The organism is Actinoalloteichus fjordicus (assembly GCF_001941625.1).
Taxonomy (GTDB): Bacteria; Actinomycetota; Actinomycetes; order Mycobacteriales; family Pseudonocardiaceae; genus Actinoalloteichus_A; species Actinoalloteichus_A fjordicus.
Genome location: NZ_CP016076.1, coordinates 6,835,365 through 6,859,981 on the forward strand (window position 1 = coordinate 6,835,365; position 24,617 = coordinate 6,859,981).

At 68.6% G+C, this 24,617-nt stretch carries 25 protein-coding genes; 17 read left to right on the forward strand and 8 right to left on the reverse strand.

The window, feature by feature from the left end; genetic code table 11:
- The first annotated feature begins 394 nt into the window (after positions 1 to 394).
- The 4 genes from UA74_RS29240 to UA74_RS29260 all read left to right on the forward strand — a co-directional run bounded on the left by UA74_RS29240 (position 395) and on the right by UA74_RS29260 (position 6,204).
- Complete coding sequence (locus UA74_RS29240; RefSeq protein ID WP_083683796.1) at positions 395 to 1,216, forward strand: GGDEF domain-containing protein; 822 nt, start codon at positions 395 to 397, stop codon at positions 1,214 to 1,216.
- 1,250 nt (positions 1,217 to 2,466) lie between these two features.
- Positions 2,467 to 4,461: an LCP family protein gene (locus tag UA74_RS29250; RefSeq protein WP_232237549.1), complete on the forward strand. Its 1,995-nt coding sequence runs from the start codon at positions 2,467 to 2,469 to the stop codon at positions 4,459 to 4,461.
- A gap of 80 nt (positions 4,462 to 4,541) precedes the next feature.
- A complete protein-coding gene (gene phoU / locus UA74_RS29255; RefSeq protein ID WP_075743054.1) occupies positions 4,542 to 5,204 on the forward strand; it encodes a phosphate signaling complex protein PhoU in 663 nt (220 codons plus the stop codon).
- A gap of 151 nt (positions 5,205 to 5,355) precedes the next feature.
- The gene (locus UA74_RS29260) at positions 5,356 to 6,204 is read left to right on the forward strand and encodes a helix-turn-helix domain-containing protein (protein ID WP_232237550.1); all 849 of its coding nucleotides are present in this window, start codon (positions 5,356 to 5,358) and stop codon (positions 6,202 to 6,204) included.
- 180 nt (positions 6,205 to 6,384) lie between these two features.
- Here the strand turns inward: UA74_RS29260 and pstB are convergent, their stop codons facing one another.
- The 6 genes from pstB to UA74_RS29290 all read right to left on the reverse strand — a co-directional run bounded on the left by pstB (position 6,385) and on the right by UA74_RS29290 (position 12,557).
- Positions 6,385 to 7,161: a phosphate ABC transporter ATP-binding protein PstB gene (gene pstB, locus UA74_RS29265; RefSeq protein WP_075743055.1), complete on the reverse strand. Its 777-nt coding sequence runs from the start codon at positions 7,159 to 7,161 to the stop codon at positions 6,385 to 6,387.
- 17 nt (positions 7,162 to 7,178) lie between these two features.
- Positions 7,179 to 8,093, reverse strand: a complete 915-nt coding sequence (gene pstA, locus UA74_RS29270; RefSeq protein ID WP_075743056.1) for a phosphate ABC transporter permease PstA — start codon at positions 8,091 to 8,093, stop codon at positions 7,179 to 7,181.
- Positions 8,090 to 9,130, reverse strand: a complete 1,041-nt coding sequence (pstC, locus tag UA74_RS29275; protein WP_083683799.1) for a phosphate ABC transporter permease subunit PstC — start codon at positions 9,128 to 9,130, stop codon at positions 8,090 to 8,092. The genes pstA and pstC overlap by 4 nt, the downstream gene beginning before the upstream one ends.
- Before the next feature lie 48 nt (positions 9,131 to 9,178).
- Positions 9,179 to 10,291, reverse strand: coding sequence for a phosphate ABC transporter substrate-binding protein PstS (gene pstS / locus UA74_RS29280; protein WP_075743057.1), 1,113 nt, complete (start codon positions 10,289 to 10,291; stop codon positions 9,179 to 9,181).
- 216 nt (positions 10,292 to 10,507) lie between these two features.
- A complete protein-coding gene (mshD, locus tag UA74_RS29285) occupies positions 10,508 to 11,506 on the reverse strand; it encodes a mycothiol synthase (protein WP_157434507.1) in 999 nt (332 codons plus the stop codon).
- Between the two features lie 250 nt (positions 11,507 to 11,756).
- Entirely contained in the window at positions 11,757 to 12,557 is an 801-nt protein-coding gene (locus tag UA74_RS29290) for a winged helix-turn-helix transcriptional regulator (RefSeq protein WP_075743058.1), read from the reverse strand.
- A gap of 94 nt (positions 12,558 to 12,651) precedes the next feature.
- On the opposite strand from UA74_RS29290, the gene UA74_RS29295 reads away from it, so the two are divergent.
- The 8 genes from UA74_RS29295 (at position 12,652) to UA74_RS29325 (ending at position 17,889) form a co-directional block, all read left to right on the forward strand.
- Positions 12,652 to 13,497 (forward strand): alpha/beta hydrolase, encoded by an 846-nt coding sequence (locus UA74_RS29295; protein ID WP_232237551.1) that lies wholly within the window; start codon positions 12,652 to 12,654, stop codon positions 13,495 to 13,497.
- Positions 13,494 to 14,291, forward strand: a complete 798-nt coding sequence (locus UA74_RS29300) for an LmeA family phospholipid-binding protein (protein ID WP_075743059.1) — start codon at positions 13,494 to 13,496, stop codon at positions 14,289 to 14,291. The genes UA74_RS29295 and UA74_RS29300 overlap by 4 nt, the downstream gene beginning before the upstream one ends.
- A gap of 159 nt (positions 14,292 to 14,450) precedes the next feature.
- Positions 14,451 to 14,930, forward strand: a complete 480-nt coding sequence (locus UA74_RS29305) for a TlpA family protein disulfide reductase (protein ID WP_075765844.1) — start codon at positions 14,451 to 14,453, stop codon at positions 14,928 to 14,930.
- A 42-nt stretch (positions 14,931 to 14,972) separates the two neighbouring features.
- On the forward strand, positions 14,973 to 15,047 hold the full coding sequence (locus UA74_RS34365) for a putative leader peptide (RefSeq protein WP_376700089.1): 75 nt from the start codon (positions 14,973 to 14,975) through the stop codon (positions 15,045 to 15,047).
- 102 nt (positions 15,048 to 15,149) lie between these two features.
- Positions 15,150 to 15,605: a DUF4395 domain-containing protein gene (locus UA74_RS29310; RefSeq protein WP_075743060.1), complete on the forward strand. Its 456-nt coding sequence runs from the start codon at positions 15,150 to 15,152 to the stop codon at positions 15,603 to 15,605.
- Positions 15,606 to 15,737: 132 nt separating this feature from the next.
- Positions 15,738 to 16,586: a sulfurtransferase gene (locus UA74_RS29315; RefSeq protein ID WP_075743061.1), complete on the forward strand. Its 849-nt coding sequence runs from the start codon at positions 15,738 to 15,740 to the stop codon at positions 16,584 to 16,586.
- A gap of 56 nt (positions 16,587 to 16,642) precedes the next feature.
- Entirely contained in the window at positions 16,643 to 16,948 is a 306-nt protein-coding gene (locus UA74_RS29320) for a DUF1416 domain-containing protein (RefSeq protein ID WP_075743062.1), read from the forward strand.
- A gap of 305 nt (positions 16,949 to 17,253) precedes the next feature.
- Positions 17,254 to 17,889 carry an FABP family protein gene (locus tag UA74_RS29325; protein WP_075743063.1) on the forward strand — a complete coding sequence of 212 codons (636 nt, stop codon included), beginning with the start codon at positions 17,254 to 17,256 and terminating at the stop codon, positions 17,887 to 17,889.
- Positions 17,890 to 18,381: 492 nt separating this feature from the next.
- Here UA74_RS29325 and UA74_RS29335 read toward each other — a convergent pair whose 3' ends face one another.
- Complete coding sequence (locus tag UA74_RS29335) at positions 18,382 to 19,233, reverse strand: aminodeoxychorismate lyase (protein WP_075765846.1); 852 nt, start codon at positions 19,231 to 19,233, stop codon at positions 18,382 to 18,384.
- A 227-nt stretch (positions 19,234 to 19,460) separates the two neighbouring features.
- Here UA74_RS29335 and ygfZ point away from each other — a divergent pair, with 227 nt between their 5' ends.
- The 3 genes from ygfZ to UA74_RS29350 all read left to right on the forward strand — a co-directional run bounded on the left by ygfZ (position 19,461) and on the right by UA74_RS29350 (position 22,435).
- Positions 19,461 to 20,597 (forward strand): CAF17-like 4Fe-4S cluster assembly/insertion protein YgfZ, encoded by a 1,137-nt coding sequence (gene ygfZ, locus UA74_RS29340; RefSeq protein WP_232237552.1) that lies wholly within the window; start codon positions 19,461 to 19,463, stop codon positions 20,595 to 20,597.
- Positions 20,598 to 20,824: 227 nt separating this feature from the next.
- Complete coding sequence (locus UA74_RS29345; RefSeq protein ID WP_075744374.1) at positions 20,825 to 21,424, forward strand: RsiG family protein; 600 nt, start codon at positions 20,825 to 20,827, stop codon at positions 21,422 to 21,424.
- A 39-nt stretch (positions 21,425 to 21,463) separates the two neighbouring features.
- Positions 21,464 to 22,435, forward strand: a complete 972-nt coding sequence (locus tag UA74_RS29350) for an asparaginase (RefSeq protein WP_075765848.1) — start codon at positions 21,464 to 21,466, stop codon at positions 22,433 to 22,435.
- Here UA74_RS29350 and UA74_RS29355 read toward each other — a convergent pair.
- Positions 22,428 to 23,366 (reverse strand): hypothetical protein, encoded by a 939-nt coding sequence (locus UA74_RS29355; RefSeq protein WP_075765850.1) that lies wholly within the window; start codon positions 23,364 to 23,366, stop codon positions 22,428 to 22,430. The genes UA74_RS29350 and UA74_RS29355 overlap by 8 nt on opposite strands.
- Positions 23,367 to 23,547: 181 nt before the next feature.
- On the opposite strand from UA74_RS29355, the gene UA74_RS29360 reads away from it, so the two are divergent.
- Both UA74_RS29360 and UA74_RS29365 read left to right on the forward strand, forming a co-directional pair.
- Entirely contained in the window at positions 23,548 to 23,733 is a 186-nt protein-coding gene (locus UA74_RS29360; RefSeq protein WP_075743068.1) for a DUF3073 domain-containing protein, read from the forward strand.
- Between the two features lie 356 nt (positions 23,734 to 24,089).
- The gene (locus UA74_RS29365) at positions 24,090 to 24,599 is read left to right on the forward strand and encodes a hypothetical protein (RefSeq protein WP_075765852.1); all 510 of its coding nucleotides are present in this window, start codon (positions 24,090 to 24,092) and stop codon (positions 24,597 to 24,599) included.
- The last annotated feature ends 18 nt before the right edge of the window (positions 24,600 to 24,617 follow it).

A 24,617-nucleotide genomic window follows, 5' to 3' on the forward strand; every position in this document is an offset into this window, starting at 1 on the left:
GGTCGGTCCGCCGACGCATCGGCCCCTCCGTGATGAACGTCACTGGTTTCACTCGACCGGGCGCATCATCCGCCACAACGCTGCTCCAACCGGGTCACCCGCAGGCGAACGGCTTGGTCGGAGCGTCCAACTCGGGTAAATGATGCTCCAACGAATGGACTAGCTCTAATGGGTTGAATGGACTACTACCCGGTCAGCCAGATGAGCGAAACCGACCGTCTCGGGGCCGTCCGCCTCAAGCCCGACGGCGAAGCAGACGACTACTAAGACAGGTAGGGAGGTGAGTGCGGTGACCGTACTACAACCCGACATCGGCGAGTCCGATCCGGTCCGACGCGAGGCGACAGCAGAGTCGCCGGCTGCCCCAGTGCCTCCGAGAGAGTCTGCCGAAGCCATGACGACGCGACGGCACCCCGACGAGCTGACGGACAGCTCGGGGCTGGTGCGGCTGCACGAGTCGATCGCAGCACTGCTCGCGTCTCGCGGGCAGTGGCGGCAGGCGTATCACCATCTGCGTTCCGCACTCGATCTCGCCTCCGCCAAGGGCTCCGAGCCGATCCACGTCCCCGAACAGCTGCGACGCGAGGTCGACCGGCTGCGCAAGGAGCACGCCGAGGTGCAGGAACAGAGTCTTCGGGACAGTCTCACGTCGAGCTACAACCGGCGCTACCTCGATCAGCGGCTGCTCGCGCTTCCCGGCGAGATGGACGAGCGCAGCGCAGGCCTCGCTGTCGCGCTGGTCGACCTCGACTGGTTCAAGCAGGTCAACGACACCTACGGACATCTGCTCGGCGATCGTGTGTTGCAACGTGTCGTGGAGTTGCTGCAGGAGGGCCTGCCCGCCGGGGCGTTCTGTGCTCGTTACGGCGGCGAGGAGTTCGTCCTCGTACTGCCCGACGTCGACGCCGCCACCGCCGTCGCGGTGTGTGAGACGACCCGAGCCCGCATCGAGCGCCATGCCTGGCAACAGCTCGTCGTGGGTCTACGGGTGACCGTGAGCATCGGTCTCGCTCATGAGCAGCGAGTCGCACAGGCCGCAGGACGGCTGCCGACCAGCCACGAAGAGCAGCTGCTTCGCGCCGACAGCCTGCTCTACACGGCGAAACAGTCCGGCCGTAACGCCGTCGCCTATCAGGAGGACGGCGTCGCTCATCTCGCAGGCGCCGCAGCAGGCAGGCGAACGGTCGTCGCTCCCCGTGTGGTGGGTTACTACTGAGAGATCGGCGCTCACTCGACAAGGCTTGAGAAACCGTGTAAACCGTCCGTGATTCCTCCCGTCCGAACGTGGCAGGAAACACGAATAGTATCGACGGCGTGGTGACCAAGCCGTAATATCATGGCGCGCTTAATCACCCAATCGGGCAGCTTGACAGTCACCCCACGTATCGGACCAGATGCTTGCTGCGCGACGTGCACTGCAGTGAGCGCGTTCACGAGGAAGGAGATCGGGTGCCGGACGATTATCGTGCCGACGGTTCCCGCCCGCGCCGATCGACCGCATCGCACGGCGAGGACGCCGAAGCCGATGAGGGACGCCGCCGCCGATACAGCGAGCCGCCGACCGGACGTCGCAGGCGTTCCACCGACGATCCCGGCGGCATGACGGTGTCCGACCTGCTCGCCCGACACGGCGGCCCGCGCCGAGGGCGCCGCGCCGCGCCGGACCCCGACGACGAGATGGCGTCGGCGGAGCACACCCCGGCCCCGGATTTCGCACCGCCGCCGATGCACCCCGGGCCCACCGAGCGAGCCGCACCGCCTCGGACGCCGCGATCCGCTCGGGGATCACGGGAGCCGGAGCCGCCGATCGAAGAGCCGACGACGCAGCACCCGGTCGGTCGCCCGGCACCCGGGCCCGGTCGTCGGGCCGAGTCCGGCCGCAGGCGAGCGCCCGAGCAGGTGGAGCCCGAGTTCGATCGGGCCGCGCCACCATCGGAACCGCCGCACCAGCAGACCTCCGCAGCGCAGAGGCCGCCGCAACAGCCGGACCCTCGGCAACGGCAGAGCCCGCCGCAGCGGCAGCGGCCGCCTCGTCGACCACAGCCCGCACCCGCGCCGCCGCCCGCTTCGACCGGCGAGGCTCGCGATTTCGGCGTCGTCCCGCTGGCCGATCGGCCGGAGACCGCACCGCCCCCGGGGACCGAGCAGCGGCCCCGGCCCCATCGACCTCGTCCATCGGAACCCGGTGTCGACGCACAGTCCGCGCCTGCGCCGGGCGACGTCCGCAGGCGTCAGCCCCGCCCACCGGCTCCCGGCCGAGACCTCGCCGGACCTGCCGTCCACGATGGACCGCAGGCGAACCCCGAGACGGCCGCTACCCGCAGGCCGATGCCGCCCGGCCGCCCGACACCGCCGCCCGGCGCGGCCGCGCCGCCCGCAGGCCCGCCGCAGTCGCGACCACGTCCACCGCAGCAGGCGGAGCAGGGCATGCCGCCCGTCAGCGACGCGCGGCGTGATCCCGGGCCGATGACGGAGGAGACCCCGCTCACCCGGCACACCCGCAACATCGATGAGACCCTCGCCCGGTTCTCGGCGGTACACGACGAGATGCAGGCCGAGCTGGCCGAGAAGGAACGGCGCCGAGGCAAGCTCGGCAAGATCATCAACAAGTTCATCGACGATGACGATGAACCCTTCGACGACGGCGACCCGCCGACGACGACGATCCGTGTGGATGCGAACCCCCGACGGCGGTTCGCCCGTCGCACCACCCCTGCGGACGGCGCGGAGTCGGCCGAGCAGCCGCACGAGGACGACGAGTTCGACGCGAAGCTCGATCACGGTGACGATGACGACGATCCGCCGCCGCCCTCGGTCAAGGCGAAGACGGTCGTGCCCGCGCCATCGGCGAAACCAGCGCCCGCGCGCATGGCGGGCCGTGCCGTCGCCGTCGTCCTCGCCTCGATGATCTTCCTGGTGACGGGGTTCGGCTGGGGCGCTCGCGGTTGGGTCGACAACCAGTTCCGGGAGATCTCGGCGCTGGACGACGACTCCGGTCTGGTCAACGAACCGGAGAAGCAGTACGGCGACGAGAACTTCCTGATCGTCGGGTCCGACAGTCGGGCAGGCGCGAGCGAGGGCGACAACGTCGGCACGACCGAGGATCACGACGGCGCGCTGGCGGACGCCGTGATGGTCGCGCACATTCCCGCCAGCCGGGAACGGGTCGTCGTGGTCAGCTTCGCCCGCGACCTCGAGGTGGCGCGGCCGGAATGCGAGCGTTGGGACTCCACGACCGGGGACTACCTCGGCGAGCAAATCCCTCCCGAGGAGTACGCCCAGCTCAACGAGGTGTACGGCATCGGAGGACCGCAGTGCCTGCGCAAGGTCGTGCAGAGCATCTCGGGTCTGAGCTTCAGTCACTTCGTCGGCATCGACTTCAACGGCTTCCGCGACATGGTCGACGCCGTCGATGGCGTCGAGATCTGCACGCCCATTCCCCTGATCGATGACGAGCTCGGCACCGTCATCCCCACGGCCGGTCAGCAGGTCATCGACGGCGCAGCCGCACTCAACTACGTCCGGGCCCGCAGCGTGCAGGGCGATATCACCTCGGACTACGGCCGGATGTACCGGCAGCAGCTCTTCCTCTCCTCCCTGCTGCGCAAGGTGATGTCCTCCGAGGTCCTCCTCGACCCCGGCCAGCTCACCGGCTTCGTCCAGGCCTTCGCTCGGAACACATTCGGCGAGAACCTGTCGGTGGACGGCCTGATGACCCTGGCGCAGTCGTTGCAGTCGCTGCAGACCGGGCGGATCACCTTCGTGACCCTCCCCACTGTCGGTACCGCGAACGAGCGGAACAACGAGGTCATGCGTCCGGACGACGTGAACGCGCTCTTCCAGGCGATCATCGACGACCAGCCGCTGCCGGATGAGGCACCGCTGCCCGGCGAGGAGAACGAGAGCGCGGACTCCGACAACGCGGGCGCGGCAGCTGGTGACGACGGTGCGGGATCCGCCGACTCTGCAGACCTCGTGTCCCCCGACGGCATCCGAATCCAGGTTCTCAACGGCAGTGAGATGAGCGGGGCATCGCGTACCGTCTCGGCCTCCCTGGGAGAGCTCGGCTTCGACGTGGTGTTCTACGGCAACGCGCCTGCGCCGGTCGACCAGACCACCGTTCGCTACGCCCCACAGCGGGCGGCGGAGGCAGCCACGCTCGCGGCGACGCTGAACAACGCCGTGTTGGAGGAAGACCCCTCTGTGGGCGGTGCAGTCGTCTTAGTGATCGGTCCCGACTATGACGGCGACGTGTCGGCGCCGAGCCGCGGCACCTCGGCGGGCGGCGTGAGCATCGGCCCGTCCTCGCTGTCGGCAGCGGACAGCGGAGAAGGCGGCGAAGGCACCGAGGACTCCGAAGGCGCAGCTGGCGGAGCGGACGGCGAGCCCTCCGGCGTGCCGGACAACCTCAACACCATCAACGCGGAGAACGCCGAATGCGGGTTCTGGGAGGGCGGGTGAGGAACACTTGACGACATGCCTTCACCCGCTGTTCACCCAGGTGGCGGATGTGACGACCTACGATCACGTAGGGTGTCGGTATGCGTGAGGCCTATCGTGACCAGCTGGGACAGCTCGCCGACGCCCTTGCCGAGATGTGCGGCATGGCGACGACCGCGATCGAGTTGGCCACTCAGGCCCTGCTGACCGCTGATCTCACGCTCGCGGAGCAGGTCATCGCCGACGACGCGAAGCTCGACGAGGCACGGAGTCAGGGCGAGGAGCACGCGTTCGCGCTGCTCGCCCTGCAGGCCCCCGTGGCGGGCGACCTGCGCAACGTCGTCGCCGCCCTGCACGCGGCCGAAAGCCTGGAACGGATGGGCGACCTCGCGCTCCACGTCGCCAAGACCGCGCGCCGTCGTCACCCGCAGGCGGTGCTGCCGGACGAGGTCGCACCGTACTTCGTCGAGATGGGCCGCGTCGCGTCGGAACTGGGCAAACAAGCCGAACAGGTGATCCGCACCCGAAGTGTGAGCCTCGCCCGGCAGCTTGAGGATGCCGACGATGAGATGGACGACCTGCATCGGCACCTGTTCACCGTCCTCATGCAGAAGGACTGGAAGCATGGGCTGCCCGCCGCCGTCGACATCACGCTGCTCGGGCGCTTCTACGAGCGGTTCGCCGACCACGCCGTCTCGGTGGCCAGGCGCGTCGTCTTCGTCGTCACCGGGGAACACCCGCAGCAGGCCGACAGCGGCTCCTGACCTCGAGGTCCTCCCGGCACCGCCGTTGCCGCACCGGGAAGGGCTGCCGGCGTTTCTCCCCGCCTGCGCGGATCAGCTCTGCGATGCTGTGCCCGGTCGTCGTCGGCCCGGTCGTCATCGGCCGAAGTAGGGCGCAGGTCTGGAGGCAGCCGTGGGACACAACTCGGCCCTGGATCGCCGGCTCCTGGGCGGCGAGCTGCGCGCACTGCGAGAGGCCGCAGGCCGGACACACCGCGAGGTCGCCGATCACCTCGACTGCTCGCAGGGCAAGATCAGCCAGATCGAGCTGGGCAAGGTTCCGGTGCGGACCTCGGACGTGCGACTCATGCTGGAGTTCTATGACGCACCGGACGAGTCGATCGACCGACTCCGAGGGCTCGCCGTCGAATCGAAGAAGACCGGCTGGTGGCAGCCGTACACGAAGGTCATGCAACCGGGCTTCGACACCTACATCGGCCTGGAGTCGGCCGCGCGGCGCGTCCTCGCCTTCCACTCGGATCTGATCCCCGCCCTGTTGCAGACCCACGACTACGCCCGCGCCGTGCTCGGCGCGGGAACGGCGTCGACGGCGACGATCGGCCTGCTGCTCGACGCGCTCGACAAGCGGCAGGAACGGCTGATCGGCAGTACTCCGCTGGAGTATTCCGTCCTACTCGACGAGGCGACACTGCACCGGGCCGTCGGGGGTGTCGCGGTGCTGCGTGCCCAGCTGGAACATCTGGTGCTGATGTCCTACCGCCGCAATGTGAGCGTGCGGGTACTGCCCTTCGACGCGGGCGCCCACCCGTTGGTCGGTGACAACGTCTCGCTGGTGGAGGTGCCCGATCCAGCAGCACCGAACGTCGTGTGCCTACAGAACTCCGCGAGCTGCACCTATCTGGACAAGCCCGTCCAGACCCGCCGATACGTCGCGGCGTTCAGCAGGCTCGACGACTCGGCGTTGGACGCGCGTGACTCCGGCAGGCTGATCGCCGAGATCGCCGACGCGCTTCCCGACTGACCGTTCGTTCCCGCCGCGGCAGGCCCGCGCGGCACGGCTGCCCTGCGGGGAGACCGGTCGGGCACCCAGCGCGGTGCGGCCCCGGGCAGCCAAGGACCGCCGTCGAGCCGTGTCCCGGTCACCCGGACCAGGTTCGCGGGAGCCGCCCAGCCCTCGGCGGTGCGTCGAAGATCCTGTGGCTCAGCCGAACCGTCCCGAGATGTAGTCCTCAGTGGCCTTCTCCGTCGGGTTGGAGAAGATGCGGCTGGTCTCGTCGATCTCCACCAGCCTGCCGGGCTGGCCGACGCCGGGCAGGTTGAAGAACGCGGTCTGATCGCTCACCCGCGCGGCCTGCTGCATGTTGTGCGTGACGATGACGATCGTGAAGTCCTGCTTGAGCTCGGTGATCAGGTCCTCGATCGCCAGCGTCGAGATCGGGTCCAGCGCGGAGCACGGCTCGTCCATCAGCAGGACGTCGGGCTGGATCGCGATGGCGCGGGCGATGCACAGCCGCTGCTGCTGACCGCCGGAGAGGCTGCCGCCCGGCTTGTTCAGCCGGTCCTTGACCTCTTCCCACAGGTTCGCGCCGCGCAGGGAGCGCTCGCAGACCTCGTCGAGCTGCGTCTTGTTCTTGGTCCCGGCGAGCCGCAGGCCCGCGACCACGTTGTCCCGGATCGACATCGTGGGAAAGGGGTTCGGCCGCTGGAAGACCATGCCGATGGTCCGCCGCACCGCCACCGGGTCGACTGAGCTCGCGTAGACGTCCTCGCCGTCGAGCAGCACCTGGCCCTCGACGCGAGCGCCGGGGATCACCTCGTGCATCCGGTTCAACGACCGCAGCACGGTGGACTTGCCACAGCCGGACGGCCCGATGAAGGCCGTCACCCCGCGCGGCGGCACGGCCACGGTCACATCCTGTACGGCGTGGAATTTGCCGTAGTAGATGTTGAGGTCCTTGACGTCGATGCGCTTGGCCATCTGAATCCGTGCCCCGCCTACTTGGTCTTGACCGACGACAGCCGCGAGATGATCGTGGCCGCGAGGTTGAACAACATGATGATGAAGATGAGGGTCATCGCCGCGCCCCAGGTGCGGTTGAAGCCCGCAGCCTCCGGGTTGGCGAACTGACTGGTGATCAGCAGTGGCAGGTTGGCCATCGGCCCCGCGAAGAGGTCGTAGCTGATCGACGGCGAGTACGCCACGAGCACCAGCGCGGGCGCCGTCTCGCCCATCACCCTGGCCATGCCGAGCATGGCGCCGGTGACGATGCCCGACATCGCGGTCGGCAGGACGACCTTCATGATCGTCTTCCATTTGGGGATGCCGAGCGCGTAGGAGGCCTCTCGCAGCTCGTTCGGAACGATCCGCAGCATCTCCTCGGTGGTGCGCACCACCATCGGGATCATCAGCAGCATCAATGCCAGACACATCGCGAAGGCGCTGCGGTCGAAGCCGAACATGGTGATCCAGACGGCGTAGACGAACATCGCCGCGACGATCGACGGCACCCCGCTGAGGATGTCCACCATGAAGGTCGTGACCCTCGCGAACCGGGAGCCCGCGCCGTACTCGACGAGGTAGATCCCGACGAGGATGCCGATCGGGATCGACAGCACACCGGTGACCAGGCCCTGGAGCACGGTACCGACGATCGCGTGGTTGGCCCCGCCGATGTCCTCGGTGGCCCGGACGCCTGCCAACGAGTACTGCCACCAGTCCGGCCGGAGAAAGGGTGCGATGCCGCGGGAGACGACGGAGTAGAGCACCCAGATCAACGGGATCACCGCGATCAGGAAGCAGAGCCACACGACGACCCTGGCCACGACGTCCTTGGTACGACGCCCAGTGCTGACTCCCTGAAAGGCGGGCGGCTGCGCGGGTCGGTCCAGCTCCGAGGTGCTGAGACTCATGACCGTTCCTTCTTCCCAGCGACGATCGACCTGGCCACCGCGTTGACCAGGAACGTGAGCACGAACAGAACCAGGCCTGCCGCGATGTAGGCGCCGATGGACAGCGGATTGCTGAACTCGGCGGAGGCGGCGGCGATACGCGAGGCGATGGTGGCGCCGCCGTCGAAGACGCTGAACGACGGGGCTGCCGTGGTGGACGACAGGATCAGGAACAACGCCACCGTCTCCCCGAGCGCCCTGCCGAGGCCGAGCATGGAGGCGCTGACATAGCCGGACTTGCCGAAGGGCCAGACCGTGGTGCGCACGACCTCCCACTTGGTCGCGCCCAGCGCCAACGCTCCCTCGATGTGCTCGCGGGGCGTCCGCTCGAACACCTCGCGGCTGATGGCCGTGATGATCGGCAGCAACATGACGGCCACCACGACGCCTGCGGTGAAGATGTTCCCCGCGCCCGCGATGCTGACGTTGCCCTGGTCGAAGATCGGAATGAACGACAGATTGGTGTTCAGCCAGTCGGCCACCGGCACCATCGCCGGGCCGATCACCTGGATGCCCCACAGACCGAAGATCACCGACGGCACCGCCGCGAGCAGGTCGACGATGTAGGCGAACGGCCTGGCCAGGCTTCTCGGCGCGTACTGGGTCAGGAACAGCGCGATGCCGAGCGAGACCGGCATGGCCAGCACCAGCGCCAGCAGGGACACCGACACGGTCGTGTACAGCAGGTAGAGGATGCCGAACCGGAGATCGTTCGGGTTGGAGGCGTTCCAGTCTCCGGAGAAGAGGAAGCTGGTCTGATTGGCCGCGAGCGACGGAATGGCCTGCAACAGCAGGAACAGGCCGATCGCGCCGATCAGGACGACGACGAACGTGCCGGAGCCCACCGCGAAGCCGCGGAAGATCCGGTCGCCCGGACGGCGGACGGGTTTGCTCGGGGTGTCGACTGCCGTGCTGATGAGATCCTCCGGAGCATCCGGTGACGGAGCGGAGCCGCTCCCTGTCGTCAGAGAGCGGCCCCGGCGCGTCGAGTCGCTCATTGCGTCTCGCTCAGTTTCTCTTACCCGATCGGGCTAATGCCTGACGGGTCAGGCGATCTCGTCGATCGCGGCCAGCAGGCGGTCCTGGAACTCGGTCGGGAGCGGCGTGTAGCCGATCTCGGAGAGGTTCTCCTGGCCGGTGGTGGCGGCCACGTTGAGGAACGACTTGACGCCTGCGGCGACCTCGGGGTCCTCGTACGCGGAGCAGACGATCTCGTAGGTCGCCATCGTGATCGGGTACGCGCCCGCCTCGGTGGTGCCGAACACCGACTCGAGGTCGATGGTCAGGTCGTTGCCCTCACCGGTGATCTCGGCACCGGTGATCGCCGCGCCAACGGTCTCGTCGGTCAGCGGAACCGGGCCGCTGCCCGCGTCGATCTGGGCGATGCCCAGGCCTGCGTTGTTGGCGAAGGACACCTCGACGTAGGTGATGCCGCCCTCGGTGCTGGACACCGCCTCCGAGACGCCCTGGGACTGGCCACGGCCCTCGCCGACGCCGCCCGCGAAGGTCTCACCGTCGCCCTGGGTCCATGCGCCGTTGGTGCCGACGGTCAGGTACTCCTGGAAGTTGCCGGTGGTGCCGGACTCGTCGCTGCGGTAGAAGACCGTGATCGGGGTCTCCGGCAGCTCCGCGCCCTCGTTGGCGGCGGCGATGGCCTCGTCGTTCCATTCCGTGATGGTGCCGTTGAAGATGTTGGCCACGACCTCGCTGGGCAGCACGAGCTCGTCGACGCCCGGCAGGTTGTACGTGATCGCGACGGGGCTGAAGACCAGCGGGAGGTGCCAGGCCGGGCTGTCGCACCGCTCCTCGGCCTGAGCGCGCTCCTCCTCGTCCATCGCGGAGTCGGAGCCCGCGAACATCACCTGGCCTGCAATGAACTGCCGACGGCCGGAGCCGGAGCCGTTCGGGTTGTAGGCGAGGCTCTGCCCGGCGCACTCCCCGCTGAACACCGCGGCGAACTCGTCGATGGCGTTCGCCTGCGAGGACGCTCCCTCGGCGACGATCTGGTCGACGCCACCGCACTCCGCGGCCGTCGGCTCTCCCCCGGTCGAGCCGCCGCCGTTCGCGTCCTGGGCCGCGTTGTCGGAGCCACAGGCCGAGAGCAGCAGCGCACTCGCCGCCACCAGCCCGAGAGCAGCAGAGTGCCGCTTGATCTTCACAGTGTTCCTCCAGTGCGAAGCCTGCACGTTCATCGAGCGGCAGGTCGCCGCCCGATGCGAAGGTAGGCAGCCGGGGTGGACGACGGCCGCTGAAGAGATGAACGCGAGGTGAACATGACACGGGAAGTGACTAGACCGACCACCAGTGGCGGTACTGCGTAGCCTGGTCGTGACCTGTGCGTTCGCTCTCCGTGATGTGATCTGGCAGTACCGCTGCTACCGACCGAACTGGATGTCGCTGTCACGGTGGGTGAATCCCAGCCGCTCATAGACGCGGATCGCGGCCGGGTTGTCCGCCTCGACATAAAGCATCGTGTGGCGCAGTCCCTGATCGGCCAGATGACGCAACCCCGCCTGGGTGAGAACGCCGCCGAGCCCCCTGCCCTGGGCGTCGGGGTCGACACCCACCACATACACCTCGCCGACGGCCTCGGCTGCCGCCGAGCCCGGCGGGTGCACCTTGGTCCAGTGGAAGCCCAGCAGGCTGCCGTCGGCGTCGACCGCCAGCAGGAAGCCCGCCGGATCGAACCAGCTCTCGGACTCCTTGTCGACGACGTCGGCCTCAGACATCCCGCCCTGCTCCGGATGCCAGGAGAAGGCCCGCCGATTGACGTCGACGACGGCGGCCTCGTCCTGCCCGACGTCGAAGGTTCTGATCAGCACATCCGAAGGCGGCGTGGCCGCGCCGGGCGGGTGTTCGGCCAGGTCGACCCACATGCGTCGCAACTCGCGGACGGTGTGAAACCCGAACCGCCGAGCCAGCGTGATCGCGGCGGGATGGCCGCTGTGCGACCAGACGAGCAGGACGTCCGCCGGAGCAGATGGTTCGTCGGCCGCGACCTCGGCAGGCTGCTCGGGCAGCTCGGCTCGTTCGAGAAGCGCCCGGACCAGGGTGGTGCCCACTCCGTGGCCCCGTGCCGACGGCCGGACCGCCAGTTCGGCGACCAGCCTGCCCGCGCTGTCGGTCTCGGTGTCGAGCTGTGCATAGCCCACCAGCAGCCCCCCTGGCTCGCGGACCAGGAAGTGTTCGGTGCCGCCGACGTCGGCCCGCACCTGTTCCACCTGCACGGCAGCCGGGCCGCGCCGACGCAGTGCGGTCAGGCCGCGCTCGGAGACGGGGGCCCTGCCGTCTGCCTCCGTCGCCTCGGCCAGCAGCGAGGTCACCTCGTCGGCGACCTCGTCGAGAAGACCGTTGTGCCAGCTCGTGATCGTCACGAGGTCCACGGTAACCCCCCTGCCCGCCCAAAAGCGGCAGACCACGGGGGCAAACCCGCCCTAGGACACCTGCTCACACCTTGGAGTGGATCACCTGCGGATTCCTTGCCGGACTCCGCACCACTCCGTCATTATTCGAACATGAGTTCGAGTGAGCGCATGCCCAGGGAGACCGTCCGCCCGGCGCCTGCCGCAGGCACGGCCGTGGCCGCCGGACGAGAAGACCGATTCGCGGCTCACGGCGACGGCGTCAGTGCCGCGACGCCGTCGTACGGCCGATCAGCTCCGACACGTTGTCCGCGAGCAGGTCGGCCGAGTCCGCGCCGTAACGCACGAGCCTGCGCTCGGCCCGGTGCTCCGCGAGCGCCTGGGTCGTGCCGCCGGGTCGAACGAACTTGTAACCGACGTTGCGGACCGTGCCGATCAGCTGCTCGTGCTCCGGCCCGAGCTTCGCCCGCAGCCGCCGCACGTGGACGTCCACCGTCCTGGCTCCGCCGAAGAAGTCGTAGCCCCACACCTCCTGGAGGAGCTGCGACCGGGTGAACACGCGGCCCGCGTGCTGGGCGAGGTACTTGAGGAGTTCGAACTCCTTGTAGGTCAGCTCCATCGGCTTGCCGCGAAGCCGCGCCGTGTACGTGGCCTCCTCGATCACAAGCTCGCCGAACGTCAGGATCTCGCCTTCGGACTGTGCCTGCTGCTCGGCCCTCCCGTGCAGCAGACGCAGCCTGGCGTCGACCTCGGCGGGCCCTGCGGTCGGGAGCAGGATCTCGGCCACGCCCCAGTCCGCGCTGAGTGCCACCAGTCCGCCTTCGCCGATGACTGCGACGACAGGCGCCTCGACGTCGGCGGCGGCGAGCAGGCCGCAGAGCCTGCGAGCGCCCACGAGGTCCTGGGTGCCGTCGACGAGGACGGCATCATGGGGACGACGTTCGAGAAGACCAGAGACCTCCGGCGCACCCAGATGAACCGAGTGCGGCAGCAGAGACAGCGCGGGCAGCACGGCTCCCGCGTTCGAAGCGGAGGTCAGAAGCAAGAGATCCAGGCTGGACATGTCGGGACTCCTTCCTGCCGGGCATCGAAGGTGAGTCCCTCGTGCCCGCACACCGGGCCCCGTTGCCCTCCGGACATGATGGAGGATACCCCCTGTGACCACCGTTGACCGAGTACTCATCGCGGAGATCACAGCTCGCACCGCCGACGACGTGCCCATCCACGGCGTCCTCCTGCCTCGGCAGGCGGGCTCCGCCGCCCGGCAGCGACGCTCCGCGACGGCGGACGATCTCGCCATCGTCGTCGGCCATGGCTTCACCAACCATGTCCGGAAGCCGGCGGTCATGCGCACGCTCGTCCGGCTGTCTCGCCGTGCGGCGGTGTTCGCCTTCGACTTCCGGGGCCACGGCAGGTCCGGCGGGCTGTCCACCGTCGGCGACCGCGAGGTCTTGGACGTGGCGGCGGCCGTGGAGTATGCGCGACGCTGCGGCTTCCGGCGAGTCGCGACCCTCGGCTTCTCGATGGGCGCCTCGATCGTGATCCGGCATGCCGCGCTGGCCGGGCCCGGCGACCGGCCGGAGGCCGTCGCGGCGGTGAGCGGACCGTCCCGGTGGTGGATCAGGGAGACGGCTCCGATGCGACGGGTCCACTGGCTGCTGGAGCAGCCGCACGGAAGGCTCGTCGCTCCGTTGGTGGGCGTCCGACTGGACCGGGCCTGGGAGACCATCCCGATGTCACCGCTGGAGGCGGCCGAACACGTCCACCCCACGCCGCTGTTACTCGTACACGGCGAGCAGGACGACTACTTCTCTCCCGATCACGCACGCCAGCTGCACTCGGCCGCGAGCTCCCGAGGCGAGCTGTGGATCGAACCGGAGATCCGTCATGCCGAGACGGGCATGACACCGGCCCTGGTGGATCGGATGGCACAGTGGCTTGACCGAAACGCCCTTCATGTGACCCGGCAACGACAGCTGATCAAGGCGGGAACCGAGCGTTGAAGAGACTACTGATCGTCCTCGTGATCATCGCGGGACTGCTGACCGCAGCCGACTTCGGCGCTGCCGCCGCAGCCGAGTACCAGGTCTCGAAGCGGCTGCGTAACGAACTGGGTCTCAGTGATGATCCAGCTGTCCGGGTGAACGGCTTCCCCTTCGCCTTCCAGGCGATGGCAGGCGACTACCGCGAGGTCGAGGTGCAGGCGCAGGGGGTACGGGTCGGCGAGCTTCAAGACGTCCACATCGAGGCGACGCTGCGCCACGTCAGAGTGCCGTTCTCCGACATCGTGGGCGGCACGCTCCGGGAGGTGCGCGTCGACGAGGTGGCAGGCCGGGTACGGCTGACCGCGAGCGACATCGGTCGGCTGATCAACATCCCGGACCTCCGGATCGAACCGTTCACCGGCGAGCTCGTGGAGCCGGTGGAGGGTGACGAGGCAGGCGAGGGGGAAAACGCCGACGCGGCTCAGGCCGAACAGGCCGACGACGACACCACGGCCACCGTTCAGCTCACCGGCAGTCAGGACATCGGCGGAGACAAGACCGAGATCACCGTGGTCGGCACGCTCTCCTTGACCGACGGGATCATCGAGATCCAGCCTCGGCGGCTGGAGATCGACCCCGGAACCGGGGCGCTCGAACTTCCCGCCGAGATCCAGGATGCGGTGCTGAGCACCTTCACCGCCCGGATCGACCCTGGCGGGCTGCCGCTGGACGTGACGCCGACCTCCGTGCGTGCCGAACACGGCGCACTCATCGCGGGCGGCACCGCACGTGACGTGGTCATCCGGAACTAAGCGCTCCGGGCGCCTGCCGAGCGGATCAGGCGGCTGGACGCGGCGTGACTCCAGTCGGCGAGTCCGGGTCGGTGGGACCGTGACAGGCAGCATGTACTCGGAACGTCCTCGGACGAGCGCGCCACGCCCCGGCGCGCCGGCGAGAGCACTGGAGGCGAGATGGCGGGCCTGTCGGCTCTGGTCGTGGCGATCGTCGCCGCCCTGCTGATCGGCGCGCTGCATCGCCGGGCACAGGGACGTGTCTCCGTCGCTGCCGAGGCAGGCGAGTCCGCCGTCACGTCGCCTGGACTGCCCCTTGCGGTGCAGGAAGCACTCACGGACGCCACCGCAGGTTCAGCGGTGGAGCCCCGGCCCGTGGTGACACTGCTCCAGTTGTCCACGACGTTCTGCGCGCCGTGCAGGCACACTCGGGCGCTGCTGACCGATCTGGTCTCGGGGCTGACCTCGGTACGTCACGTGGATCTCGATGTCACGGATCGACCTGACGTGGTGACGGCACTGCGCGTCCACCGAGTCCCCACGACGATCGCCTTCGATCCGGCCGGCCGAGAGCTGCTTCGCGTCGGAGGCGTCCCACACCGCGAGACGCTCCTGAACGCCCTGCGGCCGCACCTGCTCGCTGCGGATTCCGAGGACTGAGAGAGCTTCCCGACCATCGGGCATTCCGGTACCGTCGCAGGCGTGCACTTCCTGCTGACCAGACGCCGCGCGGTAGACCTCTGCCGCCTCGCGAGCAGTCTGTGTCGCACTTCCTGATCGGGCTGTAGCGCTGTCGGCTGATGCCGCCTCACTCTCGCCGCACTGCGCAGGCCCGCCTCGGACGGACTTCTCTCACCGCGAAACCGTCATGGAGGTCGTATGTCTGATGCACGTGAATCCGACGCACAGCTGATCGATGCGGGAGGGCCCCGGTTCTCCGCCACGATGACCAGTCTGATCCTCGCCGTCGTCCTGCTGACCGAGAGCTGGCGGCTGCTCGGCGCACAGGCGCTGTTATTCGGATTATGCGCTTTCATCGGTCTGCGGCTGAACCCGTGGGGCCTCGTGTACCGAAGGCTGATCCGGCCCAGGCTTCGTGGACGTGGCGAACAGGAACCGGTCGCACCCGTGCAGTTCTCCCAGGGCGTGGGCTTCGTGTTCAGCGTGATCGGCGTGATCGGCTATGCGAGCGGACTCACCGCTCTCGGCATCGTCGCGACCTCGCTGGCACTGGTGGCGGCCCTGCTCAACGCGGTGTTCGGGCTCTGCGTCGGCTGTGAGCTCTACCTGCTGATTCAGCGGTTCCGGGCACCCCGCCCGTCCAATCTCGTCTGACGTCACGATGCGACGACGTCGACACCGCGCTCAGGTGCCCGGCACCGAGCAGTCACCTCGAGAACCCGAGACATCGATCCGACATCGACATCCGATCACCACTGGCGATGAGAACAACGAGGAGCACCCGAGATGAGCCGCGAAGACTTCCTGGTGACCGCCGAATGGGCCGAGGCCAACCTCGACGCGCCTGGAGTGGTGTTCGCCGAGGTTGATGAGGACACCACGGCATACGACGGCGGCCACATCCCCGGTGCCGTGAAACTCGACTGGAAGAACGATCTGCAGGACCACGTCCGACGCGACTTCGTGGACCGATCCGGCTTCGAGAAACTGCTGTCCAGCAAGGGCATCGGCAACGACGACACCGTGATCCTCTACGGCGGCAACAACAACTGGTTCGCGGCCTACGCCTACTGGTACTTCAAGCTGTACGGCCACCAGGCCGTCAAGCTGATCGACGGCGGCCGCAAGAAGTGGGAGCTCGACGGCAGGCCGCTCTCTCCCGAGGCGGTCGAGCGCCCCGAGACGAGCTACACCGCGAGCGAGCAGGACGTCTCCATCCGGGCGTTCCGTGACGAGGTCGTGGCGGCGATCGACGCCAAGAACCTGGTCGACGTCCGCTCCCCAGACGAGTTCGCGGGCAGGCTGCTCGCCCCCGCGCACCTCCCGCAGGAGGCGGCCCAGCGCGGCGGCCACATCCCGGGCGCCGTCAACGTGCCCTGGAGCAAGGCGGCCAACGAGGACGGCACCTTCAAGTCCGAGGAGGAGCTGCGGGAGATCTACACCGAAGCAGGCTTGGACGGCACCAAGGCCACCATCGCCTACTGCCGGATCGGCGAGCGCTCCTCGCACAGCTGGTTCGTGCTGCACGAGCTGCTCGGTCAGTCCGACGTCAAGAACTACGACGGGTCCTGGACCGAGTACGGCAGCCTGATCGGCGTTCCGGTGTCGAACCCGTCGGCGGCACAGTCCGGCTGATCCGTCCTCCCGCCAGGAATCGATCACACGCGAGAACGCGAAGTGGAGCCTTGATCATGAGCACATGCGGAGCCCCGGAACAGACGACGACCAGTGCCGAGGACGTCGCAGGCACCGATCAGGTCGTCCTGGCGGGCCGGGTGCGGGCAGGCGACGAGGGCGTCTCCGGAGCGTTCGTCCGTCTCCTGGACGCGAACGGCGAGTTCACCGCAGAGGTGGTGTCCGCACCGACCGGCGACTTCCGCTTCTACGCCGCCTCGGGCACCTGGACGGTGCGTGCCCTGCACAAGGCGGGCAGTGGACAGGCCGAGATCGTCGCGGCGGGCGCCGGACTCCACCAGGCAGACATCGCACTGGCCTGATCGTCCTCGTGTTCGATCACGACACTCCTCCCGACGCGCCCCGCCGTCTGCCTGACGTTTCCGCGCGAACGGGGCGGAACGCCACGAGGCGGGGACGTGGCCTCGATAAGGAGGATCGTCGACGTGATCGGTGGTGGGGGAGGCCACGCCTTGCCCACCACCGGTTCCGCCTGTCGAAAGGTATGCTCCGAGCGTGGAACTGTTCTTTACCGGTCTTCTCGTGCTGGCCACGGTGTTGGTCCTGTGGTTCGCCGTCTACGTCGTCTACCGGCTGTACAGCGATCAGCGCTGAGTGAGTCTGCGATATGACATCTGAGCAGCCGAACACCGTCAGCGGTGACGCCGCAGTGCAGGCGGCAGCCGAACGCGCCGAGGCGACGCGGGGTCTGAACCTGCCGCAGTTCGAGGATCTGCCGATTCCGGCAGACACCGCGAATCTGCGGATGGGCCCCGAACTCCATCCGGCCTGTCTCGCCCTGCTGCCCCTGGTGGGGGTCTGGCGCGGCGAGGGAGTCGCGGAGCACCCGTCGCTGGACGAGCCCTACCGCTACGGCCAGCAGATCACCTTCGCGCACGACGGCAGGCCGTTCCTGTACTACGAGGCACGGTCCTGGCTGCTCGACGCGGACGGCGAGGTCCTCGGTGCGGGCTCGCGCGAGGTCGGCTGGTGGCGACCGCAACCCGATGACACGATCGAGCTGCTCCTGGCGCATTCCGGCGGCGTCGTCGAGATCTTCTACGGGAAGCCGCGCAATCAGACCTCCTGGGAGCTGGGCACCGATGCGGTGGCCAGGACGAGTTCCGCCGAAGAGATCAGCGCGGCACAACGCCTGTACGGCGTCGTCGGCGACGGCGATCTCGCCTACGTGGAGGAACGCTCGCTGAGCGGCCAGCCCCTGGCACCGCACATCTCGGCGAAACTGAGTCGCGTCGTCGGCTGAATAGCGTCGTCACAGAGCCAGGTCGCCGGTCCTCCGGCGGCTCCGGCCAGCCTGCCGACCGCGTTGCATCCTCGGCACGCCCGCGTGGCCGCATGGCGATTCCCCGAGCTGCCGCAGGCCTGCCCCGCCGTCCAGCCTCTCCCACCGCTCGATGCCCCCTGGCAGATCGAGTGAGTCGAGGGGGCACTGAAGGACCATGCCGAAATCGAATACCGGCACCGCAGCATCACGGGCAGGCAGGAAAGACGACGAACCACCCTGCGCACCGAGCGCGGCCGAGGATGGTGCGGACCGGACCGGCCTCCATAACCGGGGCGTCCTCTGACGACGGGCGACGGGCGCGCCCGCGGCGGGGCGGGTCGCGGCCGATCCGCCTCTCGACGGCCCCGCCGATCGGCTTCGACCCGCGGACGACCGTCGTCGATCATCCCGTCGATCATCCGGTCCGAGTCGCCCGGCAGGCGGCGATCGCCGCCTGCCGAATGGCCGGAATCAGACGTACTGCGACTCGAAGAGCTCGGTGATCTCCCGATGGAGCGCGGCTCGTTGCTCATCGTCCGGCAGGGTCTTGCCGTCGAGCGTGTGCACCCGGGTGATCAGCCGGACACTGGAGACCAGCCAGAGGCCGTCCGTGTCCCACAGCTCCTCGATGCGAAGCGGCTCGACCTTGGTGTTCCAGCCCGCGGCCTCCGCCGCGCGGAACAGCGCTCCCTGGGTGGTGCCGGGCAGGATGCCGCTGCTCGGCGGCGGCGTGCGCAGGGTGCGGCCCTGGGCGATCACCACAGTCGAGGTCGGGCCCTCCAGGACGGTGCCGTCGGTCGCGGTGAAGATGACCTCTTGCGCGTCGTTGCGCTCGGCATGCCGCAATGCGGCCATGTTGACCGCGTAGGACAGCGTCTTGGCGCCCAGGAGCAGCCACGGAGCCCGTTCCTGTAGGTCAGCGGCGTATCCGCGTTCCAGGGTGATCACCGAGAGGCCCTCGTTGCGCTTGCGAATCGTCTCGGGCCCCACCGGGAGTCCCATCGCGAACGCCGTCGGCCTTCCCTCGCCCTCGACTCCTCTGGAGTAGACGAGCTTGAGCGCCATCTCGCGACCACCCCGCCAGGCGTCGAGGACGACCTGGGCACAGCGTTCCCATGCGGCGAGGTCCGGCGGCGGCATGTCGAGCAACGCGGCCGAGCGCGCGAGCCTGTCCAAGTGGGGACCGAGTTCTCGGGGGCGGCCGTCGACCACCATGATCGTTTCGAACACGCCGTCGCCGCGCTGCACCGCGAGGTCGTCCACGCGAAGCAGCGGAGCGGTGTGGTCGACGATCGTTCCATCCAGCAACGCAAGCACCGTCATGGCTCGACAGTATGCCGCCCGCTGCCGCAGGCGTGGGCGGTGTCACTCAAGCGAGGCAGCCATCGCAGGATCGGTCCCGGTCACCGCACTCGGACGACGTCTACCATTGAGGATCGTGGCCTGACGGGCGTGCGCGGGGTGGACCGCTCCTCGGCGAGACGTGGCGCCGTGCGAGATCGCCTCCTATCGTGCTGGAGCGTTTCGGCCGCGAGACGAAGGGACTGCCAGTGACCACCTCGATCTCCTCGCCGCTGCTCGCCGCGCCTGGCGCGGTGCCGCCTCCGGACGACTCCCCCGACCTCGGCGTGCCGTGGCACTACGGCGATCCGTTCGCCGAACAGCGGACGGCTGCTCGCGGCGCGGTGGTCGTCGATCGGTCCCACCGCACCGTGCTCGCGGTCCCCGGCGAAGAACGGCTGAGCTGGCTGCATCTGCTGCTCTCCCAGCACGTGTCCGCACTGCCGGACGGGACCGGAACCGAGGCACTGGTCCTCGACGGGCAGGGGCGGGTGGAGGCCCACATGGTGCTCGCCCACCTGGACGGAACGGTCTGGTTGGACACCGAGGCGTCGAGCACGGTAACGGGCGCGATCGGCGGCAGGACCGAGTCACTGCTGGGCTACCTCGAAGGAATGCGCTTCTGGTCCAAGGTCGAGCCGCAGGACGTGAGCGCCGACTGGGCGCTGCTGTCGGTGTTGGGACCCGACGCGGGCCGGGTGCTGGCCTCGGTGGGCGTGCCGGTGCCTGCGGAGAAGTATGCGGTGACGGCGCTGGCGGGCGGTGGTCTGGTTCGGCGGATGCCGTGGCCCGGCCCGGACGCGGTCGACCTACTGGTGCCGAGGTCCGAACTCGTCTCGTGGTGGGAGCGGCTGACCGACGCGGGAGCACGTCGGGCGGGAAGCTGGGCGTTCGAGGCACTGCGGGTGGAGTCGTTTCGACCTCGGCAGGGCATGGACACCGACAATCGGTCGATTCCGCACGAGTTGGGCTGGATCCCCTCGGCGGTCCACGTCAGCAAGGGCTGTTACCGAGGGCAGGAGACGGTGTCGAAGGTCCACAACGTCGGCAAGCCGCCGAGGCGCCTGCTGCTCCTGCACCTCGACGGGTCCTCGGAGGTGCTTCCCGAGACCGGCGACCCGGTGACCAGTGGTGATCGTGTCGTCGGTCGGGTGGGCAGTGTCATCCGCCACCACGAGCTCGGCCCGGTCGCGCTGGCGCTGATCAAACGGAGCGTGCCGATCGACGCAGAGCTGACGGTGGGCGCCGAGGATCGACAGATCGCCGGGTCGATCGACCCCGACTCGGTCCCGGTCGACACCGGAGAACCACCCGGTCGGGTGGCTGCCCAGCGTTTGCGTGGTTGACGTCTGCTCCTGTGTCAGGATCGCGTGCGGAGCAGGGACATCTCATCGCCCGAAGACGGGCCGAGATGCGAAAGAATCAGGCAAGCGGTTGCCCGTCGACGCGTGTTCACGCAAGGATCGGTGGTTGACCGGCTCGCGGCGAGCCGACGAGCCGTCGACAGACCGCATGACGCGCAGCCGGAGACTCGGATGAAGTGGGACGGACCGATGTCGTTGAGGACAATGCCGTGATCGAGGTCCGACCTGGCGGCCGAAGGCGGATAGACCGGGTACTCGCCCCGGACTATCTGGACGGCGTCCAGACCAAGCCGTTGAGCGAGGTGCGGGCGCTGCGCGACGAGGCGGCCCAGGAGGAGACCGATCTCTCCTATCTGCGCAGGCTGCTGCATGCACGGATCGACATCGTGCGCGCCGAGCAGATCCGACGCGAGGAGAACGGCCCATTCTCGGTGGTCGAGCAGCTCACCGACATCCTGGCTCGCAATGCCGTCGGGCCCGCCACCGGCTCCGGTCGTTACCAGACGATGGAGCCGTCGAGGGCCGAGGCGCGACGCAGGCACGTCGAGGCGCTGGTCTCCGACGTCGACCTCTCCGACGTCACCTCGCGTTCGGACGCAGAACTCGTCGAGGCCGCGAACGGTTACGGCGAGGAGGAGGAGTCGGTCTCACTGCGGCGACGCGAGGTGCAGGACGTGGTGGATCTGCTCAACGCGGAGATCGCCCGTCGGTATCGGGAAGGCCGCGCCTCGGTGGACGAACTGCTGGCCGAGGCGTGCGAGGGAGAACGCCCCGCGCCGAGGACGCCTGCGGACGACGAACCGCGCTAGCACTTCGTTCTCCGGGCCGACAGCCGTACGGTCGTCGGCATGAGCGTCCCTCTGGTCGAAGTCGTGCGTTCCGGGTTCCGCGAGTGTGTGCACCGTGGCTCGGTGGCGCTGTGGGCGGACGGCAGGCTGTCTGCGCGCAGTGTCGGGGCGGTCGACGTTCCGATGTTCCCCCGTTCCTCCAACAAGCCGTTCCAGGCCCTGGCCATGCTGCGCTGCGGCCTCGAACTGTCGGATGCCGACCTCGCCGTGGCCTGCGCATCACACAGCGGGGAGCCCGAGCACCTTCGGCGCGTCGAGTCCGTCCTCCGCACGCACGGCCTCGGCGAGGCCGACCTCCAGTGCCCGCCCGCCCTGCCGGGTGACGAGGAGACCCGCCATGCGGTGCTGCGATCGGGCGGCGGGCCCCGCAGGCTGGCGATGAACTGCTCCGGCAAGCACGCCGCGATGCTGGCCGCCTGTGTTCGCGCGGGCTGGTCGACCGAGGACTATCGAGCACCGTCGCATCCGCTTCAGGTGGAGATTCGCCGAACGATCGAGGAGCTGACGGGCGAACCCGTCGCGGCGACCGCTGTCGACGGCTGTGGCGCCCCGCTGGCGGCGTTCTCGCTGACCGGGCTGGTTCGCGCCTTCGCAAGCCTCGTGCAGGCACCTCCCGGCACGCCGCAGCGCCGGATCGCCGACGTGATGCGGAAGCACCCGTTCCTGGTGTCCGGCACCGGACGCGAGGACAACCTGATGATGACCGCCGTGCCCGGCGTGCTGAGCAAGGCGGGTGCGGAGGGTGTCGCCGCCGTCGCGCTTCCGGGCGGACGAGCCGCGGCGATCAAGATCGAGGACGGTCACGCCCGAGCCAGGCTGCCGGTCCTCGTCGGCGCGCTGCGGGAACTCGGCGTCGCACCGTCCGAGGCGCTCGACGCACTCGCGACGGAACCGGTCCTCGGCGCGGGCAGCCGGGTCGGCGACGTCCGGCTGATGCCGGACGTCTTCGACCTCGCCGGACAGCTCAGCTGAACCGTTCCCGAGAAGCCACCTCGGCCCAGAAGTCGCGGAGCTTCTCGTAGAGCTCGGCGATCACCGCTGCCTCGCCCTCCTCGAACGCCTCAACCATCCGGTGCACGTCCTGCGCCGAGGTGTCCTCGGACAGCTCCTCGTCGTCCATGAGCTGCACGAGGCCGCCGTAGTCGAGTTCGAGGGCGGACCCGGGGTGGAAGTGGTCCAGCCACCGTCCCGTGTCCCGCAGCAGCGCCGCAGGCCCTTCCGGTCCGATGGACTCGCGCACGACACCGTGTGCGTGCTCGGCACGCCTGCGGGCGTCGGCGAGGGGCACCCGCCAGCTCACCCGTCGCTCCGGGTCGTCGAGCGGGGCGAGCACGAGCCGACGAGCAGCGGGGTCGACCAGCGAGAACCACGGCAACGGCACGCTCCAGGTGGAGCTGACCACGTGCACCGCTCCACCGGCCATCTCGGCCACCACGGCAGCCGCCCTGGACCGCACGGCGTCCGGAGCCATCGGCAGGGCCTCGGCCAACAGCGGCGGTGAGGCGGTGGACAGGAATCCGACCATGCCCGCCGCCGCTCGCGCCCGGATGTCGAGCGGGCAGACCAGCAGGTCATGGGCCGTCGAGGACTCCTCGTCATCCCCGGCGACGGTCGATCCGGTGTCCGCGCCAGGGGCGTCGAGGGAGACGACGTCCTCCGGACGGATCACCAGAACGTCGGTGAGGCCCTCCAGCCGTCTGCCTGCCGGGACTCCATCACCGGGGAACAACCGGGTCGGCGAGGCGAGCTGTGTCCGAAGCCACACTTCTCGTTCGCGATCAGCCACCACCGACGGAGCGACCGGTCCGGCACGCAGTGCGCGCTCCAGTCGGTCCCGTGACGTAGCGTCGAAGGAGGACAGCGGCTCGTACACCCTGAGGTAGGCGACGAACGGTCGTGGCACCCTGAAATCGTGCCATGGTCGGCGCTGTGGCGGCACAGCGGTCGGCATCACGTTCAAACAAGCGGTGCCACGTCGCATCGACCCTGCCTGTCACGGTACGGTGGGGGCAGGAAGAGTTGTCGAGACGATACGGGGCCGCCGTTCCCCCGGCCGCCCCGTCCCTGTGCGAGGGGGTCGAGCCATGGGGCGCGGCCGAGCTAAGGCCAAGCAGACGAAGGTGGCCCGGGAGCTCAAGTACAGCACCCATGCCACGGACTTCGACGCTCTGCAGCGCGAGCTGTCAGGCGGCGAGTCCTCTGGCAAGCGGTCCGATGATGACCGACCCGGAGACTCGTACGACGACCGGTACGACGAATATCGAGGTTGACTCAGCCGAACGATCAGGCGGGTCGCCTCCCCTGGGGGTCTCTCGTCTGACGGCTGCGCCCTCAGCCTGGTCATCGTCAAGGTCCCTGTACCTGAGTTCGGGCCTTCGAACGACTGATGCCGGGTTACGCCCTAGCGGGCGTGACCCGGCATGAGTTGTCCTGTCCACAACACATGGTGCGCGCGTGAGATCCGACTCGACGCACCATCCGAGCGAACGAGGCCCCACATCCGCCACGGATGTGGGGCCTCGTTCTGTCCGGGGCTGCCCGGCGGGTGCCGCCGGAGATCCTGAGGAGCCTGCGAGCTCGCGGGCCGCTACTCCGCTCGGCGCAAGCGTGAGCCACACCCCTCCCGGTGATCACCCAAGCCGCAGACAACGGTCATATCCCCCCGATAACCTTGACCCAGGGTGAGCGGCCGACCGCCAGCCGCAGCGACGAGGAGGAGACGATGGGGGATTCGTATCAGGTCGATCCGGAACTGCTACCGCAGGCGATCGCGGATCTGATCGAAGCGCGCAGTCAGTTGCGGGATCTGAGGCAAAAGGCACAGGAACTGGCCAGAAATCGACCCGGGCGCGGCGCCGATCAGGTCAGCCTCAATTCAGGGACCGAACTTTCGCGCGTGGCAGGCGATGCATCAAGTGGATCGCTCATCCACACCGTGAATATGTACGAGGAGGCCATCGACGCGACCCTGGAAAACTTCCGCCAAATGCTCGCATCATATCTTGAGCTGGAGGACGTTAACCAGATACCTGATTTCGAGGGCGAACCGACGCCATACTCATCGAGCCCCAGCTATGCCGAGCAAGAGCGCGCCAGGCAAGGCTACCATCACGGCAATGGGAATATCGCAGTCTAACCCGAGAAGAAATCGGTA

What these genes read in the sequence shown, in the direction of transcription:
- UA74_RS29320 (WP_075743062.1), top strand. Translation starts at nt 16,643, where the DNA reads ATGAGCACATGCGGAGCCCCGGAACAGACGACGACCAGTGCCGAGGAC.
- phoU (WP_075743054.1), top strand. Translation starts at nt 4,542, where the DNA reads ATGCGTGAGGCCTATCGTGACCAGCTGGGACAGCTCGCCGACGCCCTT.
- UA74_RS29335 (WP_075765846.1), bottom strand. Translation starts at nt 19,233, where the DNA reads ATGACGGTGCTTGCGTTGCTGGATGGAACGATCGTCGACCACACCGCT.
- UA74_RS29290 (WP_075743058.1), bottom strand. Translation starts at nt 12,557, where the DNA reads ATGTCCAGCCTGGATCTCTTGCTTCTGACCTCCGCTTCGAACGCGGGA.
- UA74_RS29250 (WP_232237549.1), top strand. Translation starts at nt 2,467, where the DNA reads ATGACGGAGGAGACCCCGCTCACCCGGCACACCCGCAACATCGATGAG.
- UA74_RS29360 (WP_075743068.1), top strand. Translation starts at nt 23,548, where the DNA reads ATGGGGCGCGGCCGAGCTAAGGCCAAGCAGACGAAGGTGGCCCGGGAG.
- pstB (WP_075743055.1), bottom strand. Translation starts at nt 7,161, where the DNA reads ATGGCCAAGCGCATCGACGTCAAGGACCTCAACATCTACTACGGCAAA.
- UA74_RS29305 (WP_075765844.1), top strand. Translation starts at nt 14,451, where the DNA reads ATGGCGGGCCTGTCGGCTCTGGTCGTGGCGATCGTCGCCGCCCTGCTG.
- pstC (WP_083683799.1), bottom strand. Translation starts at nt 9,130, where the DNA reads ATGAGCGACTCGACGCGCCGGGGCCGCTCTCTGACGACAGGGAGCGGC.
- UA74_RS29325 (WP_075743063.1), top strand. Translation starts at nt 17,254, where the DNA reads ATGACATCTGAGCAGCCGAACACCGTCAGCGGTGACGCCGCAGTGCAG.
- UA74_RS29240 (WP_083683796.1), top strand. Translation starts at nt 395, where the DNA reads ATGACGACGCGACGGCACCCCGACGAGCTGACGGACAGCTCGGGGCTG.
- UA74_RS29310 (WP_075743060.1), top strand. Translation starts at nt 15,150, where the DNA reads ATGTCTGATGCACGTGAATCCGACGCACAGCTGATCGATGCGGGAGGG.
- UA74_RS29315 (WP_075743061.1), top strand. Translation starts at nt 15,738, where the DNA reads ATGAGCCGCGAAGACTTCCTGGTGACCGCCGAATGGGCCGAGGCCAAC.
- pstA (WP_075743056.1), bottom strand. Translation starts at nt 8,093, where the DNA reads ATGAGTCTCAGCACCTCGGAGCTGGACCGACCCGCGCAGCCGCCCGCC.
- UA74_RS29350 (WP_075765848.1), top strand. Translation starts at nt 21,464, where the DNA reads ATGAGCGTCCCTCTGGTCGAAGTCGTGCGTTCCGGGTTCCGCGAGTGT.